Source organism: Ruegeria sp. CH2 (assembly GCF_056537065.1).
This window is the reverse complement of the sequence record NZ_JBQFQV010000001.1, coordinates 502692-517549: the sequence shown is the minus strand read 5'-3', so window position 1 is coordinate 517549 and position 14858 is coordinate 502692. Positions and strand designations below refer to the sequence as shown.

Here is a 14858-nt window from a genome sequence, read left to right as displayed (position 1 = left end):
GTTCAGGCAATCTTATCGGCGAAATATCGCGAAACTTGCGGGCTTTATCCCTGCAGAATGCGTGCAACCTGAGGAGAGAAATAGGTCAGAATTCCGTCGCATCCGGCGCGTTTGAAGGCCAGAAGGCTTTCCAGCATCACCTTCTCGCCATCGATCCAACCGTTTTGGGCTGCGGCCTGAATCATCGCGTATTCGCCCGATACCTGATAGGCATATGTCGGCGCACCGAAACTGTCTTTCACGCGGCGGCAGATATCCAGATAAGGCATGCCTGGCTTGATCATCACCATATCCGCGCCTTCAGTCAGGTCGCGTTCGATCAGGCGCAAGGCCTCGTCCGAGTTTGCAGGGTCCATCTGGTAGGTCTTCTTGTCGCCCGTCAGGGCCCCCGATGCACCGACCGCATCGCGGAAGGGGCCATAAAACGCACTGGCGTATTTTGCGGCATAGCTGAGGATCATCACGTTGTGATAGCCTGCACCTTCCAGCGCGCGACGCATTTCCCCGATCCGGCCATCCATCATGTCCGACGGGCCGATGATATCCGCACCGGCGTCGGCCTGTGCCAGCGTCATCTTTACCAGTGCCTCGACGGTCTGGTCGTTGACGATTTCGCCGTCAACGACATATCCGTCGTGACCGTTGATGTTATACGGGTCAAGCGCCACATCCGTCATTACGGCAATGTCCGGAGCCGCTGCCTTGATTGCCCGGATGGCCCGGTTTGACAGGTTGTCGGGGTTCCATGCCTCGGCGCAGTCTTCGGTTTTCAGTGCCGGGTCGGTGTAGGGAAAGATGCAAATCGCAGGAATCCCAAGGGCCTGGGCCTCGACCGCCGCTTTGGCAATCAGGTCAACCGATCTGCGAACCACACCAGGCATCGAGGGCACGGGCTCTTCAATGCCTTCGCCTTCGCGTACGAAAACCGGCCAGATCAGGTCATCCGTTGTCAGAGTGTTCTCACGCACCAGCGCACGAATTGCCTGTGATTGACGGGCGCGGCGAAAGCGGGTCATGGGAAATGGGGCAATGGTCGGTTTCATGGCGCGTTCTCCTTGAACATTCGTGCATTGGGTGGCATGAATTCACAAAGGTCTCAAGGGTATCAATGGACGCGCGCCTAGATGGAACCCCCCTGAGTAGTGCGAATAAAGGGTTGGGTTTGGACTGGTACTCTTCGATCTTTGAACTCATCGACATGCGCAGCTTTTCGAATCTGTGGTTCTGGATCGTACTGGCGGTACTCTGGTCGTCGGCCAGCCACTGGGTGATGGGCATCCCGTACGATCTGGTTGTCCGCGCCCGCCGGATCGGAGGTCAGGTCGAAACCGATCTGCTCGACATCGTTCGCATCCATACAAACCGGATTTTGCTGATTGTCGACATGTCTGGAACCATCCTTCTGGCGTTTGGATGTTTTCTGTTTACCGGGATGGCTACGCTTGGGTTCTATTATGATGTTGAGTTCGCGCAGGCCCTTTTTTTGCTTTTGTTCCCAATGACCTTGGTGCTTTTGGTGAACATTGCACACGCAAGGCGCCTCAGGCGGCAGGACTTGACGCTCGAAACTGTCTCTAAAACAATTTCCCGCTGCCGACTGTATACCCAGATCATCGGTATGATCTCGATACTGGTCACTTCGTTCTGGGGCATGTATCAGAACCTTTCGATTGGCGTTCTGGGATAGAAGATTCTGAAAGGCGAGGCGATGAAGGCTCCGAACCACGTGACAGTTGGCGGCGCCCCCGAAGGGTTTGACGCGCAGCTGGTGCTGAACGAGATTGCCCGCAGCAAGGGGCCGGTGGCCCATGTCGCACGCGATGACAAGCGGATGGAAGCGATGCGTTCCGCACTGGCGTTCTTTGCGCCTCAGATGCCTGTCTTTGTGTTTCCGGGCTGGGATTGCCTTCCTTATGATCGGGTCTCGCCCAATGCGGATATCTCGGCGGCGCGCGTCGCCACACTGGCGGCGCTGGTTCACCAGATGCCCCAACAGTATGTATTGCTGACCACGCTGAACGCCGCGACCCAACGCGTCCCGGCACGAGAGGTTTTGCGAGAGGCGGCGTTTACTGCCCGAGTTGGCCATCGCATAGATGAAACCGCTCTGCGAAACTTTCTGGTGCGTATGGGGTTCACACAAAGTCCAACGGTGATGGAACCCGGCGATTACGCCATCCGTGGCGGCATTATCGACATCTTCCCTCCGGGAGAGACGGGCCCGGTTCGGCTGGACCTGTTCGGTGACGTTCTGGACGGTGCGCGACGCTTTGATCCGGCGTCCCAGCGAACAACCGAAAAGCTGGACATCGTTGAACTTGCACCGGTGTCCGAAGTCATCCTGGACGAGGCCGCCATAACCCGGTTCCGTCAGAACTATCGCATCGAGTTTGGTGCCGCCGGTACAGATGACCCATTGTATGAGGCCGTAAGCGCGGGCCGCAAACATCAGGGGATCGAACATTGGCTGCCGTTCTTCCACGAAAAACTTGAGACGTTATTCGACTATTTGCCGGATGCGGTGATCACTGTCGATGATCATGTGACGCCCGCGCGTCTGGCGCGTTGGGATACGATTGCCGATCAGTACGAAACCCGGCGACTGGCGCTGGAAAACCGATCCCGTATGGACACGGTCTATAAACCCACACCTCCGGGGTTGTTGTATCTTGACGATACCGCCTGGGAGGCGGCGGTCGCGGATCGTCGGGTTTTGCAGTTCAGCCCGCTGCCGCAAACCTCTGGCCCCGGTGTCATAGACGCGGGCGGACGTATCGGACGCAACTTTGCACCGGAACGCCAGCAGGAAAGCATCAGCTTGTTCGGTGCTTTGGCCAGTCACATCACTGCAAAGCTCGACAAAGGCCCGGTGCTGATCGCCTCATATTCCGATGGCGCACGGGAACGCCTGACCGGCCTGATCGAAGACGAAGGGTTGGCCGAGGCGATACATGTGGCCAATGGCACCCGCATTGGAAAACGCGGCTTGCACCTTGCCGTCTGGGCGTTGGAGCACGGGTTCGAAACTCCTGATCTAACAGTGATCGCTGAACAGGATGTGCTGGGCGACCGGCTGATCCGTCAGCCCAAAAAGCGCCGCAAGGCTGAAAACTTTCTGACCGAAACCCAATCGCTCAGCCCTGGTGATCTGGTTGTTCACGTGGATCACGGCATAGGTCGTTACATGGGCATGGAGGTCGTCACCGCAGCCGGTGCTGCCCATGAATGCCTGTTGCTGGAATATGCCGAGCAGGCAAAGCTGTACCTGCCGGTCGAAAACATAGAATTGCTGTCGAAATACGGACATGACGAAGGTCTGCTGGACCGTTTGGGCGGCGGTGCATGGCAGGCAAAGAAGGCCAAGCTGAAAGAGCGTATCCGCGAGATGGCCGATAAGCTGATCCGCATCGCCGCTGAACGCGCGCTGCGCAAAGCCCCGGTCATGGATCCGCCGCCCCACGCGTGGGAGGAATTCAGCGCGCGATTCCCGTATCAGGAAACCGAAGACCAGTTGCGGGCGATCTCGGATGTGATGGAAGATATCCATTCCGGCGCACCAATGGATCGTCTGATCTGCGGTGACGTCGGCTTTGGCAAGACCGAGGTTGCCATGCGTGCCGCATTTGTCGCAGCCATGTCGGGCGTTCAGGTTGCGGTTGTAGCGCCCACGACCCTGCTGGCCCGCCAGCATGCCGCGAGTTTCAGGGAACGCTTTCGGGGGTTCCCGCTGGAGGTGCGGCAATTGTCACGCTTTGTTTCGGCGAAAGAAGCCCAAAAAACCCGTGACGGGCTGGCCCGCGGGACAGTGGACATCGTGATCGGAACGCACGCGCTTTTGGCCAAGAACATACGGTTCAACAATCTGGGGCTTCTGATCATTGACGAGGAACAGCATTTTGGCGTGGGTCATAAGGAACGGCTGAAACAGCTGCGCTCAGACATTCACGTGCTGACCCTGACCGCGACACCGATCCCGCGAACGCTGCAACTGTCGTTGACCGGCGTGCGCGACCTGTCGATTATCGGAACACCTCCAATCGACCGACTGGCGATCCGCACCTATGTCAGCGAGTTCGATGCCGTTACAGTCCGAGAAGCGCTGCTGCGTGAACACTATCGTGGGGGGCAGAGTTTCTATGTTGTACCGCGCATCTCGGACCTGCCTGAGATCGAAGAATTTCTGAAAGACCAACTGCCTGAGCTCACTTACGTGGTTGCCCATGGCCAGATGGCAGCGGGTGAGCTCGATGATCGGATGAACGCGTTTTATGACGGCAAGTACGATGTGTTGCTGGCCACAACAATCGTCGAAAGCGGGTTGGACATCCCGACCGCAAACACGATGGTCGTGCACCGTGCCGACATGTTTGGCCTTGCCCAGCTCTATCAGATCCGGGGGCGCGTTGGGCGCTCGAAAACCCGTGCTTATGCTTACCTGACCACCAAACCGCGCCAGAAACTGACTGCTGCCGCCGAAAAACGCCTGCGTGTTCTGGGCTCGCTGGACACGTTGGGGGCCGGCTTCACTTTGGCCTCGCAGGATCTGGACATACGTGGTGCGGGCAACCTGTTGGGTGAAGAACAATCCGGCCAGATGCGCGATGTCGGCTATGAGCTTTACCAATCCATGCTGGAAGAGGCGATTGCCAAGATCAAAGCTGGCGAGATGGAGGGGCTGTCGGATGCGGACGATCAATGGGCCCCGCAGATCAATCTGGGTGTGCCGGTTCTGATCCCCGAGAACTATGTGCCAGATCTGGATGTGCGCCTGGGGCTCTATCGCCGCCTGTCATCGCTGTCGACAAAGGTCGAACTGGAAGGCTTTGCTGCGGAATTGATCGACCGTTTTGGCAAATTGCCGAAAGAGGTGAATACCTTGATGCTGGTTGTGCGGATCAAGGCCATGTGTAAACGCGCCGGGATCGCAAAGCTTGACGGCGGGCCGAAAGGCGCGACCATCCAGTTTCACAATGACAAATTCGCCTCGCCGCAGGGACTGGTTGAGTTCATTCAGAATCAACGCGGTATGGCCAAGGTCAAAGACAACAAAATCGTCGTGCGCCGGGACTGGAAAAAGGACAGCGACAAGATCAAAGGAGCTTTTGCAATTGCCCGGGATCTTGCTGAAAAAGTGGTCGCCGCGCAGAAAAAGGTTAAAGCAGGTTGAGATGTGAGAGGGGGCTCTGCCCCCGCTGCGCGTTCCGCGCATCTCCCCCGGGATATTTACGGCCAGATGAAGAAGCGGATCCCTGCTTCATCTGGCTAAAAATATCCCCGCCGGAGGCATCGTGTGTCAGCACGATCAAGACATTTTAGCTACGCATTGCCGCCTGCGCACAGAAGCAGGACGCAGCTACCATTCGGTCGGCGCGGGCCAACGCCTGGTCGAGCCGCTGTTTGATCTGCAGGACTTCGACCTGTTCGCTGCGTGCCTTGAGGCAATCGTAAAGGCCCTTCAAACTCCATACGTTGTCAGGATGTATCGAGGCGCGACTTAGCGTGCCGCCCAAACCCAGATCTTCACGATAGACGTTTTCAGCTTCGGACAGCCGTCCTTGTTCGAAAAGAAGCGCCCCAAGCGCGTGGCGGGTCGGCTGCATCCATCCCCAGGGTTCGTCATAGGGCAAGGTATCGTCCAACTCGACCGAGCGGCGCAGATGGGCAAAAGCGATTTCAAAGTTGCCCTTGCGGTACTCGATCTCACCGCGCAGCATTTCCCTCGCAATTTCCAGTAGGTCAATCACACGGTTGTTGTGCAGCCTGCGTGTTTCCGGAACGCATTCTTTGGCGGCAAGAAACAGATTTTCTTCGGCCTCGGCATTGGCGATATCACCGGTTGCTGCATGAGCGATGGCGCGCGCGTAGTGCGTTGTGGCGGTCAGAGTACGGAACAGGTCAGGATCTGAGGGCAGTTTCAGTGCCTTAGCCTCGTCCCAGCGGCCAAACCGGATCAGGATGTGAGGGCCCATGGACATGTAGCTTTCGAAGTAATCGGCCATCGGGGGGCTTTCGATGCGCAGCAATTCTTCGGGCGTTGTATCCCACAATCCCTGATTTGCACGTAGGGCGGGTTCGATCTGTCCAAGAAAAAGCGCACCGTAGATGGCAAAGTGATAATTGTGCTGGCGATAGCCTGTGTAAATGTTGAACGCGCCTTCGCGTTCGTAATACTTCTGGTCGGCTTCCGAGGCTTTCTCGTTCCAGTGCACAACGTTGTGGTAATGTCCGCAGAGCAAATCAATATGTGTCGGCATATGTACCAAGTGGCCTGCATCCGGAACCAATGTGCGCAGGACATCCCCTGCTTTCAGGGCTTTTTCTGGTGTTGGAGACATCTCCATCAGATGAACATAGAGGTGCAGCAGGCCCGGGTGAGACATCGCAGACGGATCGTTCGCCATGGCCCATTCAAGCGCATCTTGCGCTTCCTTCGTTGCCGCGCCCTGGGCGGGTTGACCCGTTTCCAGATCCCACATTTTCCACGGTGTCAGGTTCAGCATTGCTTCGACATAGATGGTACGCAAGTCAAGGTGGTCCGGGTGCGCCGCAAATGCCGCGCGCATCGCGTCGGCAAAACCGTGGTCCCATTGGTGCATGTCCTCAACCGGACCGCGTTGCGGGTAACGCGCAGGCAAGGCCTGAATTAAGGCCTGTTCGACGGCAGTGCATCCTGCGAGCAGGCTAAGAGCTTTCTGCATCGCGTCGTAAGCCCGTGACAACGCTTCTTCCCGACCTCTCTCATCCAGCAGGTCCCAGGGGAGGTTGTAGTTTGGTCCGGCGGCATACGCGACACCCCAATGGGCCATCGCGCAGTTCGGATCATGCTCGGCCGCGCGTTGGAAACAGACAACCGCTTCTTCGTGGTTGTAGCCGTATGTCCAGTTCAGCCCTCGGTCGAACCACAGCTGAGCTTCGGGACTGGAAGTGGAAACTGGGCAGGAATAGCTGCCCAGATCGTAATAGTCGTTCATCGCAGTTCCTCCCGTAAGTTCTGGGTAGGATAGCGTGTTTCACCCGCGATTCACAGGTCAGGCTGGCAGCCGTTCTTCGATGCGACCCATGTGGATCATCAGGCCAAACGCCAGAACGCACATACTCAGAATGCCAATTGTCAAAGGCGCGATGGACCCGTTGAACAGAAGCCCGATCGGGGCGGCGATTGCCGCGGCCAGTACGGTTGAAATCGACCCGACAACCGACGCGGCCATGCCCGCGATGTGGCCCATGGGTTCCATGGCAATGGCATTCAGATTGCCGATGGTTACACCAGCCATGAAAAAGACCATCGTCTGCCAAAAGACAAACAGGGCAAATGACATATCGGGTGAAAGGTTCGCCATGTTCAGGATGATGACGACAGACGTGATGGCAATCTGCGCGCCGAAGGCAAAAGTCACCATCCGGCGCATCCCGACACGCACCACCAAAGCCGCGTTCAAAAGGCTGGCCGAACCTGACATCAGGGCGACAAATCCGAACCAGAAGGGAAAGCTGTCGGCCCGATCATGGATCACATCATAGACCGGTTGCACCATAGTCAGCATAGTGAACAAGGTCCCCATGCACAAGGTTTGCACGAAGATAGACAAGCGCACAGTCGGATGCGCAAACATTTCGTTCACAGCCGCAATCATCAGATGCAGACGGAAGGGACGGCGGTCCTCGACAGCCAGAGATTCGGGAAGTCGTGTGCTCATCCACAATACGACGATCAGAGCAAACAGGATGAAGGACACGAAGATCCCGCGCCAGCCGAAGAGGGCGATAACACCAGCGCCCAGCATCGGAGCCGCTGCTGGTACCAACGTAAAGATCATCATGGCAATCGAGATGATGCGTGCCATTTCCCGGCCCGAATACAAGTCACGCGTGATGGCCATCGCCACGACACGTGGCCCGGCAGCGCCCAGACCCTGCACAACACGCGCAATCAGTACCAGTTCCAGCGAAGAACTGGCCCAGGCAACAGCCGAAGCCGCAATGTACAAAAGCGCTCCGCAAAACATCACCGGCTTACGCCCCAGCGCATCCGATAGCGGGCCGGTAAAGAATGTACCGATGCCCATTCCCAGAACGAAGGACGTCAGGATCAGTTGGGCGCGATTGACGTCATCAGGGCTGAGCTGCGCGCCGATTTCGGGCAGGGCGGGCAGCATTGAATCGATCGAAAACGCGATAGTGGCGAACATCATTGCGATCAGCGCAATGAATTCCGCCTTCGACATGCGGTTGGCCATGAAGCACTCCTAACCTGTTCGCGCTATCATGGCGGGTCAGGTTAGACCAGACTGGAAATTCGCACAGACCTCTGTGCTATTCTGCAGGATAAGTGTCAAGTTGAGATATAATCTCACTGATCACTTTCTCCCACATTTCAGGCGGTTGAGCACCCGGAACGGCATGTTGATTGGCAACAATGTAGGTCGGGACCGAACTGACGCCCATTTCGCGTGAGTGGGTATCGCGGTTTCGAATATCCTCGCGGTCAGCGTCGGATTTCAGCAGCTTCATGACCACCGCAGCATCCATTCCGGCACTGTCTGCGATGTCGGACAGGACCTCGGGGTCGCCGATATCGCGGGCCTGAACGAAGTAGGCATCGAACAGCGCATCGACGACAGCATTCTGTTTGCCTTCGATCCCGGCCCAATGGATCAGGCGATGTGCATCCAGTGTATTAGGTGTGCGTTTCATACCTTCGAAGTCAATCTTCAGACCGGCGTTTTCAGCGTGTTCAACCACGGGCGCATAAGCACGTACGGCACCGTCCTTGCCACCGAACTTGCGTTCCAGATATTCGCGACGATCCATACCTGCGTCCGGCATATCAGGGTTCAACTGAAACGGATGCCATTCGATGACAAAAGGGTGCTCGGGCACATTGGCCAATGCTTTGTCCAGATGCGTTTTGCCGATATAGCACCACGGGCAGATCGGATCGGACAGGATGTCGAGCTTGACGGTCTGGGTCATGTGGCTGGTGCCTCGAAATAGGCCGGCAACGCCCGGCGCAGGAGTTTGCCATTGCCACCGGTGGGCAGCGCAGACAGGTGGATGAAGGCGCGCGGTTGTTTGTAACGTGCCAAGTTTGCCTCGACATAGGTGCGCAGGGCTGCATCGTCCAGCTTTTCCGGGCCGGTATAGAAGGCTGCTATCACAAATGTGTCCGGTTTGACCTCGACCGCGGCCGCGCCGACCTGCGTGATGCCGGGAAAACGGGACAGGGCGGCTTCGACCTCGACCGGGGACACGCGGTAGCCTCCGGCATTCATCATGTCGTCGTCCCGGCCCAGATAACTGATCTGGCCGTCCACTGCCATTGCCCCTTGATCTCCGGTCAGGAACCATTCGCCTTGCATCCGGGTTTCAACTTCATCCGGTGCATTGAGGTAGGTCAGCATCAATCCAGCGTCAGACCGATGAATGGCGATGGTGCCTTCTTGCCCCTGCGGCACCGGGCCGTCCGGGCCCAGAATGGCCACGCGACGACCCGGTTGCGGGTGCCCCAATGCGTCGCCGCGTGCGGGATGGGCCGGGCTGGAGGATATGAAGGTCGAGCATTCAGACATGCCATAGGCTTCGAACAATTCCGTACCGGTGGCGCTTAGCCATTTCTCGTGCAGGGCGCGCGACAGCTTTTCCCCCGCGCATAAACCGTGGCGCAGGTCAGGTAAGTTGATTTGCTCATACTCTTGCACCAATTTTCGAAAGACCCCCGGTGCCGCCGCAAAGATCGTTGCGCGATGCTGGCGGAGCAGAGCGGGCAGGGCGGAGATGTCCGTGCCCGGTTCCGGGATCAAGGCGGTTGCGCCGATGGTCCACGGGTCCATCAGACCGGTGCCAAGTGTATAGGTCCAGTTGAACGCTCCGGCGTGACACAGCCGATCGGACGCGCGCAGACCATACCAACCATCGACCATCATCTGCCGCGCCCAGATTGCCCGATGGGCGTGGGCCACGGCACGCGGACTGCCCGAGGTTCCCGAGGTGTAGACGACATATGCCATGCGCTCGGGGTCGCCCAGGTCATAGCTGGCGGGTGGAATGTCGCGCATGGCCTTTAATGCATCCAACTCGATCTGTCTGGGATGAGGCGCGCATGAGACAGCGGGATCACGAAGAACCGCAGCCGGGGACAGATCGTCGATCATTCTGGCGGTTTCGGGTTCCGTCAGTTGCGACGAAGTCGGCACCGGAATGATACCCACTGAAATCGCGCCCAGATAGGCAATCGGGAAATCCACCGTATTGCCGACCCGCATCAGAACGGTATCGCCGGGTGTCAGACCTGATTGCAGCAACCCCGCGCCTGTGCCCAACACGGCAGATTGCAGGTCGCGATAGGTCCAGTCCTGCGCGCCGTGGGGCATTAGTACCGACAACGCCACTTTGTCAGGGACCTGATCGGCACGGCCAAGGACATGCGCCGCCAGATTGAACGGTGCGGGGCAGGGCGCGGGCGCCCCCTGATCGAAGACAGATAACATGGCCATTGGCTAACGCGGTGTCTGGCGCGTTGCAAGCGCGGCTGGCCAAGCCTATAGAGAATGACATGAGCACCCAAGATCCCAAATCCCTGATCCGAATTGCCCGCGATTCCGGTGATCACACCGAAGTTGAACCGCTGGACCTTGGCGCGCGCGTGCGCGAATTGCGAAAAGCGCGGAAATGGACGCTGGAGCAGGCCGCCAGTCAGGCCGGTTTGGCCCGTTCTACGCTCAGCAAGATCGAGAACGGGCAGATGTCACCTACCTATGACGCGCTCAAAAAGCTTGCGGTTGGCTTGGAAATCTCGGTGCCTCAGCTTTTCACACCGCCGCAGCGGGACCAGGTCATCGGACGGATGGCGATTACCCGGATGGGCGAAGGGGCGGCCCACGCGACAACGACCTACGAGCATGAGTTGCTGGCCGAAACCCTGACCAAGAAACACATGCTGCCCTACCGCGCGCGGGTTCGGGCACGGTCCATGGACGAATTCGACGGCTGGGTGCGCCACGATGGCGAAGAGTTCATGTATGTTCTGACTGGTGTTGTCCGGCTCTATACCGAGTTCTATGAGCCGGTCGAAATGCGTAGGGGTGACAGCGCCTATTACGATGGCAGCATGGGCCATAACGTAATCTCCGTCAGTGACGAAGATGCGACAATCCTTTGGGTCACATCACTTGCTTAGCGACGCGCGGCAGAATTCTCTGTTCAGACCTTCGGTGAACAGGAAATCTTCGACCTCTTCATGAGCTTCGTTCATGGTTAACTGGTGACGCTCTGCCAGATAGGCTTCGAACCCTTTACGATCTTTTGATACGCGCATCATGTCCTGGTCACGCAAATTCGGAAAACGCCGCTTTGCACGTGCGTAGGCCGCATTCCAGTCTTGTGTCAGATCCGTCCAGTTCATCATGTATGAGCTTTCCTTATGTAGCGTTTAGGACTGCTCTCCCCCTCTTTAGGGTACGTAATGGGTGCCGTTAGGGAAGACATGACAAAATGTCGCAGCATGCCACTGCATTCCTTTTACAAGATTGTGCCTCTGCAATACCTGCCGCAACAGGGCGGCAGGCTTGAAACTGTTTAAAGCACCTGCGGATCAGGAGATCTGTTTGGTGCGGAACCGGGTATTCCCGGCGCGCGAGTTGTAAAGGCGACCTCCATCTTTGGGCTATGTCTAAATACCGCGATTCAATGCAGCTTTTAACGTTGACCGAAGCAGGCTGAAGGTGCGTCTCATGGGATCATCCGGCATCCGATATGGCCTGCATCTGATGCTGCGACCTGCTGTCGCGAAACGTATCCCTAGTGTGACGGCCATGTGCTGAATTCCGCCGACAGGCGTGGTTTTCCGGGGCCAATCGTGCTGGAAGCGCGAAGGAATCGCGTTTTTCAAGGGGTCCGCCAACACCGTGCGGAGAACAGCCGGTGTCGTGCAAAGCCCGGCTGCCCTGATGTTCAAGTGATTACCCGGCGTCGTACCACCACACTTCCGGCATGTATTGCGGTCCGTCGCCATAGATTGGCACAGTCTCAGGGAACTTGAGCTCGCGGATATGGGCAATCCGCCCGACATCAAAACTCCAGATCGGGATGACATAACGACCGGCCGTCAGAACCCGGTCAAGCGCGCGGGTTGCCGCGGTGAAATCTTCAGGTGTTTCCGAGGCAAGCATGGCGTCAATCATCGCATCAACAGCGGGCGAGGCCACGCCCATCAGGTTGCGTGTACCGGGTGTGTCCGCATTCTCGCTTCCCCAATACAAACGCTGTTCGTTGCCGGGAGACAGTGAAAGAGCACGCCGGAAAGGCGTAACATCAAAATCCAGCTCTCCGGTGCGCCCGACATACTGCGCGTTGTCGACCTGTTCCGCTGTGATCTGAATGCCAAGTCGTTCCAGCGCGCGGGAATAAATCTCGACCACCGACGCCATCTCGCTATCCCCCTGCTGTAGCAAGACCGTCATTTTGAACGGGTCACCATTCGTGTTGCGCAAAACCCCGTCCTGAACGGTCCAGCCCGATTCGGTCAGCAGTTTGGTGGCTTTGCGGATGTTTGCGCGGTTGCGGGCTGAACCGTCGCCCTTCGGCAGTTCATACCCTTCCAGCGTGCCGGGGATCAGATCCGAGGCAAAGGGTTCCAGCAGGGCTTTTACCTGCCCTTGGGCCGGTCCGGGCTGCATGGCCAGGTCTGAGCCCGAGAAGTAGGACGTGATCCTTGGCTGCGTCCCACCAGTGATCGTGTCGTTGATGAATTCGAAATTGAAGGCCAGCGTCAGGGCCTCGCGAACGCGCCAGTCGTTAAACGGGGCTTTGCGGGTGTTCATCACGAACCCGGTCATGCCTGACGGTTTGCCATGCGGTATCTCGGTCTTGATGACATCACCGCGCTGAACGGCGGGGAAGCTGTATTGCGTGTCCCATTTGTCGCCGTTGAACTCACGCACCGCTGATAGTTCACCGGCTTTGAAGGCTTCGAACAGGACGCTGCCGTCGCCGTAGAACTCGATCCGCATTTCGTCCAGATTCATGGTGCCGCGGCGGAACGGGATATCCTGCCCCCAATATTCGGGGTTGCGACGAAGGTTCACATAGCGCCCCGCCTCGTAGCTATCGATCACATAGGGGCCGGTGCCGATTGGGACATCTTGCAAGGCGGCGTCGGCAAAATCCTTGTCCTGCCACTGCGCCTTTTGCAGGATCGGACGCATCCCTGCGAGCAGGGCAAGTTCGCGATCAGGCACGTTGAAAGTAATCCGAACCGAACGCGGGCCGGTCTGTTCGATCCTGTCGACTTTGTCCCAAAAACCGCGATAGCGCAGATGCCCCTGAGTGCCGAGCGTCTCATATGACCAAATCACGTCGTCAATCGTGACCGGGCTGCCGTCAGAAAACCGGGCCTCTTCCCGCAGGGTAAATTCAACCCACGACCGGTCCGGCGCCGTCTCAACTGATTCGGCTAACAGCCCGTAAAGTGTGAAAGGTTCGTCCCAGGATCGCCCCATCAGACTTTCATGGGTCCAAAATGGCAATTGCCAAGGCGAGGTGCCTTTTTGCAAAAACGGGTTCAGGCTGTTATAGCCGCCGGTATTTCCGAAAACGACTTTGCCTCCTTTGGGGGCATCGGGGTTGGCATAGGGTAGGGACACAAAATCCGGTGGTAGGGCCGGGTCCCCATACATAGCTATGCCATGAGACGATTCTGCATGGGCGACAGAGATCATGAAAATGCTTGCGATTCCCGCCACAAGTGGTCGAAACGGTCGGAGAAAATCCGGGCTCATTTTGGAAACAATCCTGCTCTGGCCTTATTTTGTTGGGATTCACCGTAGTGATGATTTTTCATATTATCAAACTTTTAGCTTGGACGAAGGCGTGGAATTGCTTATAAAGGATGCACTGCTCGATAGGTTTCTTGCCTGTATGAAACCTGCCTCAATAACTTAACGCCCGCTTCGTGCGGGCGTTTTTTTTGACTGCTTGAGAAGTGTCAGGCTGGGATTTCGGACCGGTGTGTTTCCCCGTTTTCTTTGCAGGTGCAGCATGGCATTGTGCACCAAATCATCGCTTCAGGGAGAACGGTCATGAGCCTTTCCGGCAAAACAGCAATCATCACGGGGTCTAATTCTGGCATCGGACTGGGGGTCGCGCGCGAGCTGGCGAAGGCTGGAGCGGATGTCGTCCTGAATTCCTTTACGGACCGTGACGAAGATCACGCGCTGGCCGCTGAGATTGCCAAAGAGACCGGAACCAAAGCACGTTACATCAAGGCGGACATGTCAAAAGGTGAAGAGTGCCGCGCGCTGATTGAGCAGGCCGGATCTTGCGACATTCTCGTGAACAACGCGGGTATTCAACATGTATCCCCGATCGATCAGTTCCCGGTGGATAAATGGGATGCGATTATCGCGATCAACATGAACTCGGCCTTTCACACGACCGCTGCCGCGCTGCCGATGATGCGAAAGGCGGGTTGGGGTCGTATTGTGAATATCGCCTCGGCCCACGGCCTGACGGCGTCGCCGTTCAAGGCAGCCTATGTTGCCGCCAAGCACGGAGTGGTGGGGATGACCAAGACCGTTGCGCTGGAAACCGCGCAAGAACCGATCACCTGCAACGCTATTTGCCCGGGCTATGTGCTGACGCCTCTGGTCGAGGCCCAGATCCCGAACACAATGAAAGAATATAATATGAGCCGCGAGGAGGTTGTGAAAAACGTGCTTCTGGAACGGCAACCTTCCAAGGAATTCGCCACGGTTGAGCAACTGGGCGGAACAACCATTTTCCTTTGCTCGGACGCGGCGGCGCAGATCACGGGAACCACGATTTCTGTCGATGGCGGCTGGACCGCCTTGTGATTGGCCTTG

Annotated in this window: 12 protein-coding genes; 5 read left to right on the top strand and 7 right to left on the bottom strand. The window is 57.4% G+C overall.

The window, feature by feature from the left end:
- Positions 1-44 precede the first annotated feature (44 nt).
- Positions 45-1043, bottom strand: a complete 999-nt coding sequence (gene hemB / locus ACR0M9_RS02540) for a porphobilinogen synthase (protein ID WP_480772775.1) — start codon at positions 1041-1043, stop codon at positions 45-47.
- Positions 1044-1162: 119 nt separating this feature from the next.
- On the opposite strand from hemB, the gene ACR0M9_RS02535 reads away from it, so the two are divergent.
- The gene (locus ACR0M9_RS02535; protein WP_209596720.1) at positions 1163-1687 is read left to right on the top strand and encodes a component of SufBCD complex; all 525 of its coding nucleotides are present in this window, start codon (positions 1163-1165) and stop codon (positions 1685-1687) included.
- A 21-nt stretch (positions 1688-1708) separates the two neighbouring features.
- Positions 1709-5167, top strand: coding sequence for a transcription-repair coupling factor (gene mfd / locus ACR0M9_RS02530; RefSeq protein ID WP_480772774.1), 3459 nt, complete (start codon positions 1709-1711; stop codon positions 5165-5167).
- A gap of 145 nt (positions 5168-5312) precedes the next feature.
- On the opposite strand, the gene ACR0M9_RS02525 is transcribed toward mfd, so the two are convergent.
- The 4 genes from ACR0M9_RS02525 to ACR0M9_RS02510 form a co-directional block, all read right to left on the bottom strand.
- Positions 5313-6971, bottom strand: a complete 1659-nt coding sequence (locus tag ACR0M9_RS02525; RefSeq protein ID WP_480772773.1) for a hypothetical protein — start codon at positions 6969-6971, stop codon at positions 5313-5315.
- Positions 6972-7028: 57 nt separating this feature from the next.
- The gene (locus tag ACR0M9_RS02520; RefSeq protein WP_480772772.1) at positions 7029-8237 is read right to left on the bottom strand and encodes a multidrug effflux MFS transporter; all 1209 of its coding nucleotides are present in this window, start codon (positions 8235-8237) and stop codon (positions 7029-7031) included.
- 76 nt (positions 8238-8313) lie between these two features.
- A complete protein-coding gene (locus ACR0M9_RS02515; protein ID WP_480772771.1) occupies positions 8314-8973 on the bottom strand; it encodes a DsbA family oxidoreductase in 660 nt (219 codons plus the stop codon).
- Positions 8970-10487, bottom strand: a complete 1518-nt coding sequence (locus ACR0M9_RS02510; protein ID WP_480772770.1) for a class I adenylate-forming enzyme family protein — start codon at positions 10485-10487, stop codon at positions 8970-8972. Before ACR0M9_RS02510 ends, ACR0M9_RS02515 begins: the two co-directional genes overlap by 4 nt.
- A gap of 65 nt (positions 10488-10552) precedes the next feature.
- Here ACR0M9_RS02510 and ACR0M9_RS02505 point away from each other — a divergent pair, with 65 nt between their 5' ends.
- Positions 10553-11176, top strand: a complete 624-nt coding sequence (locus ACR0M9_RS02505) for a helix-turn-helix domain-containing protein (RefSeq protein ID WP_209503779.1) — start codon at positions 10553-10555, stop codon at positions 11174-11176.
- On the opposite strand, the gene ACR0M9_RS02500 is transcribed toward ACR0M9_RS02505, so the two are convergent.
- On the bottom strand, positions 11165-11404 hold the full coding sequence (locus ACR0M9_RS02500) for a hypothetical protein (protein WP_209503780.1): 240 nt from the start codon (positions 11402-11404) through the stop codon (positions 11165-11167). The two genes, ACR0M9_RS02505 and ACR0M9_RS02500, sit on opposite strands and share 12 nt — an antisense overlap.
- A gap of 553 nt (positions 11405-11957) precedes the next feature.
- The gene (locus ACR0M9_RS02495) at positions 11958-13775 is read right to left on the bottom strand and encodes an extracellular solute-binding protein (RefSeq protein ID WP_480772769.1); all 1818 of its coding nucleotides are present in this window, start codon (positions 13773-13775) and stop codon (positions 11958-11960) included.
- Between ACR0M9_RS02495 and ACR0M9_RS02490 the strand changes: the two genes are divergently transcribed.
- Together ACR0M9_RS02490 and ACR0M9_RS02485 are read left to right on the top strand one after the other, a co-directional pair.
- Entirely contained in the window at positions 13714-13938 is a 225-nt protein-coding gene (locus ACR0M9_RS02490; RefSeq protein WP_209599589.1) for a hypothetical protein, read from the top strand. The two genes, ACR0M9_RS02495 and ACR0M9_RS02490, sit on opposite strands and share 62 nt — an antisense overlap.
- A gap of 137 nt (positions 13939-14075) precedes the next feature.
- A complete protein-coding gene (locus ACR0M9_RS02485; protein WP_209503782.1) occupies positions 14076-14849 on the top strand; it encodes a 3-hydroxybutyrate dehydrogenase in 774 nt (257 codons plus the stop codon).
- Positions 14850-14858: the final 9 nt, after the last annotated feature.

Excerpts from the sequence above, each read along its gene's own strand:
- hemB (WP_480772775.1), bottom strand. The coding sequence starts at position 1,043 with ATGAAACCGACCATTGCCCCATTTCCCATGACCCGCTTTCGCCGCGCC.
- mfd (WP_480772774.1), top strand. The coding sequence starts at position 1,709 with ATGAAGGCTCCGAACCACGTGACAGTTGGCGGCGCCCCCGAAGGGTTT.
- ACR0M9_RS02525 (WP_480772773.1), bottom strand. The coding sequence starts at position 6,971 with ATGAACGACTATTACGATCTGGGCAGCTATTCCTGCCCAGTTTCCACT.
- ACR0M9_RS02520 (WP_480772772.1), bottom strand. The coding sequence starts at position 8,237 with ATGGCCAACCGCATGTCGAAGGCGGAATTCATTGCGCTGATCGCAATG.
- ACR0M9_RS02515 (WP_480772771.1), bottom strand. The coding sequence starts at position 8,973 with ATGACCCAGACCGTCAAGCTCGACATCCTGTCCGATCCGATCTGCCCG.
- ACR0M9_RS02510 (WP_480772770.1), bottom strand. The coding sequence starts at position 10,487 with ATGTTATCTGTCTTCGATCAGGGGGCGCCCGCGCCCTGCCCCGCACCG.
- ACR0M9_RS02505 (WP_209503779.1), top strand. The coding sequence starts at position 10,553 with ATGAGCACCCAAGATCCCAAATCCCTGATCCGAATTGCCCGCGATTCC.
- ACR0M9_RS02500 (WP_209503780.1), bottom strand. The coding sequence starts at position 11,404 with ATGATGAACTGGACGGATCTGACACAAGACTGGAATGCGGCCTACGCA.
- ACR0M9_RS02490 (WP_209599589.1), top strand. The coding sequence starts at position 13,714 with ATGAAAATGCTTGCGATTCCCGCCACAAGTGGTCGAAACGGTCGGAGA.
- ACR0M9_RS02495 (WP_480772769.1), bottom strand. The coding sequence starts at position 13,775 with ATGAGCCCGGATTTTCTCCGACCGTTTCGACCACTTGTGGCGGGAATC.
- ACR0M9_RS02485 (WP_209503782.1), top strand. The coding sequence starts at position 14,076 with ATGAGCCTTTCCGGCAAAACAGCAATCATCACGGGGTCTAATTCTGGC.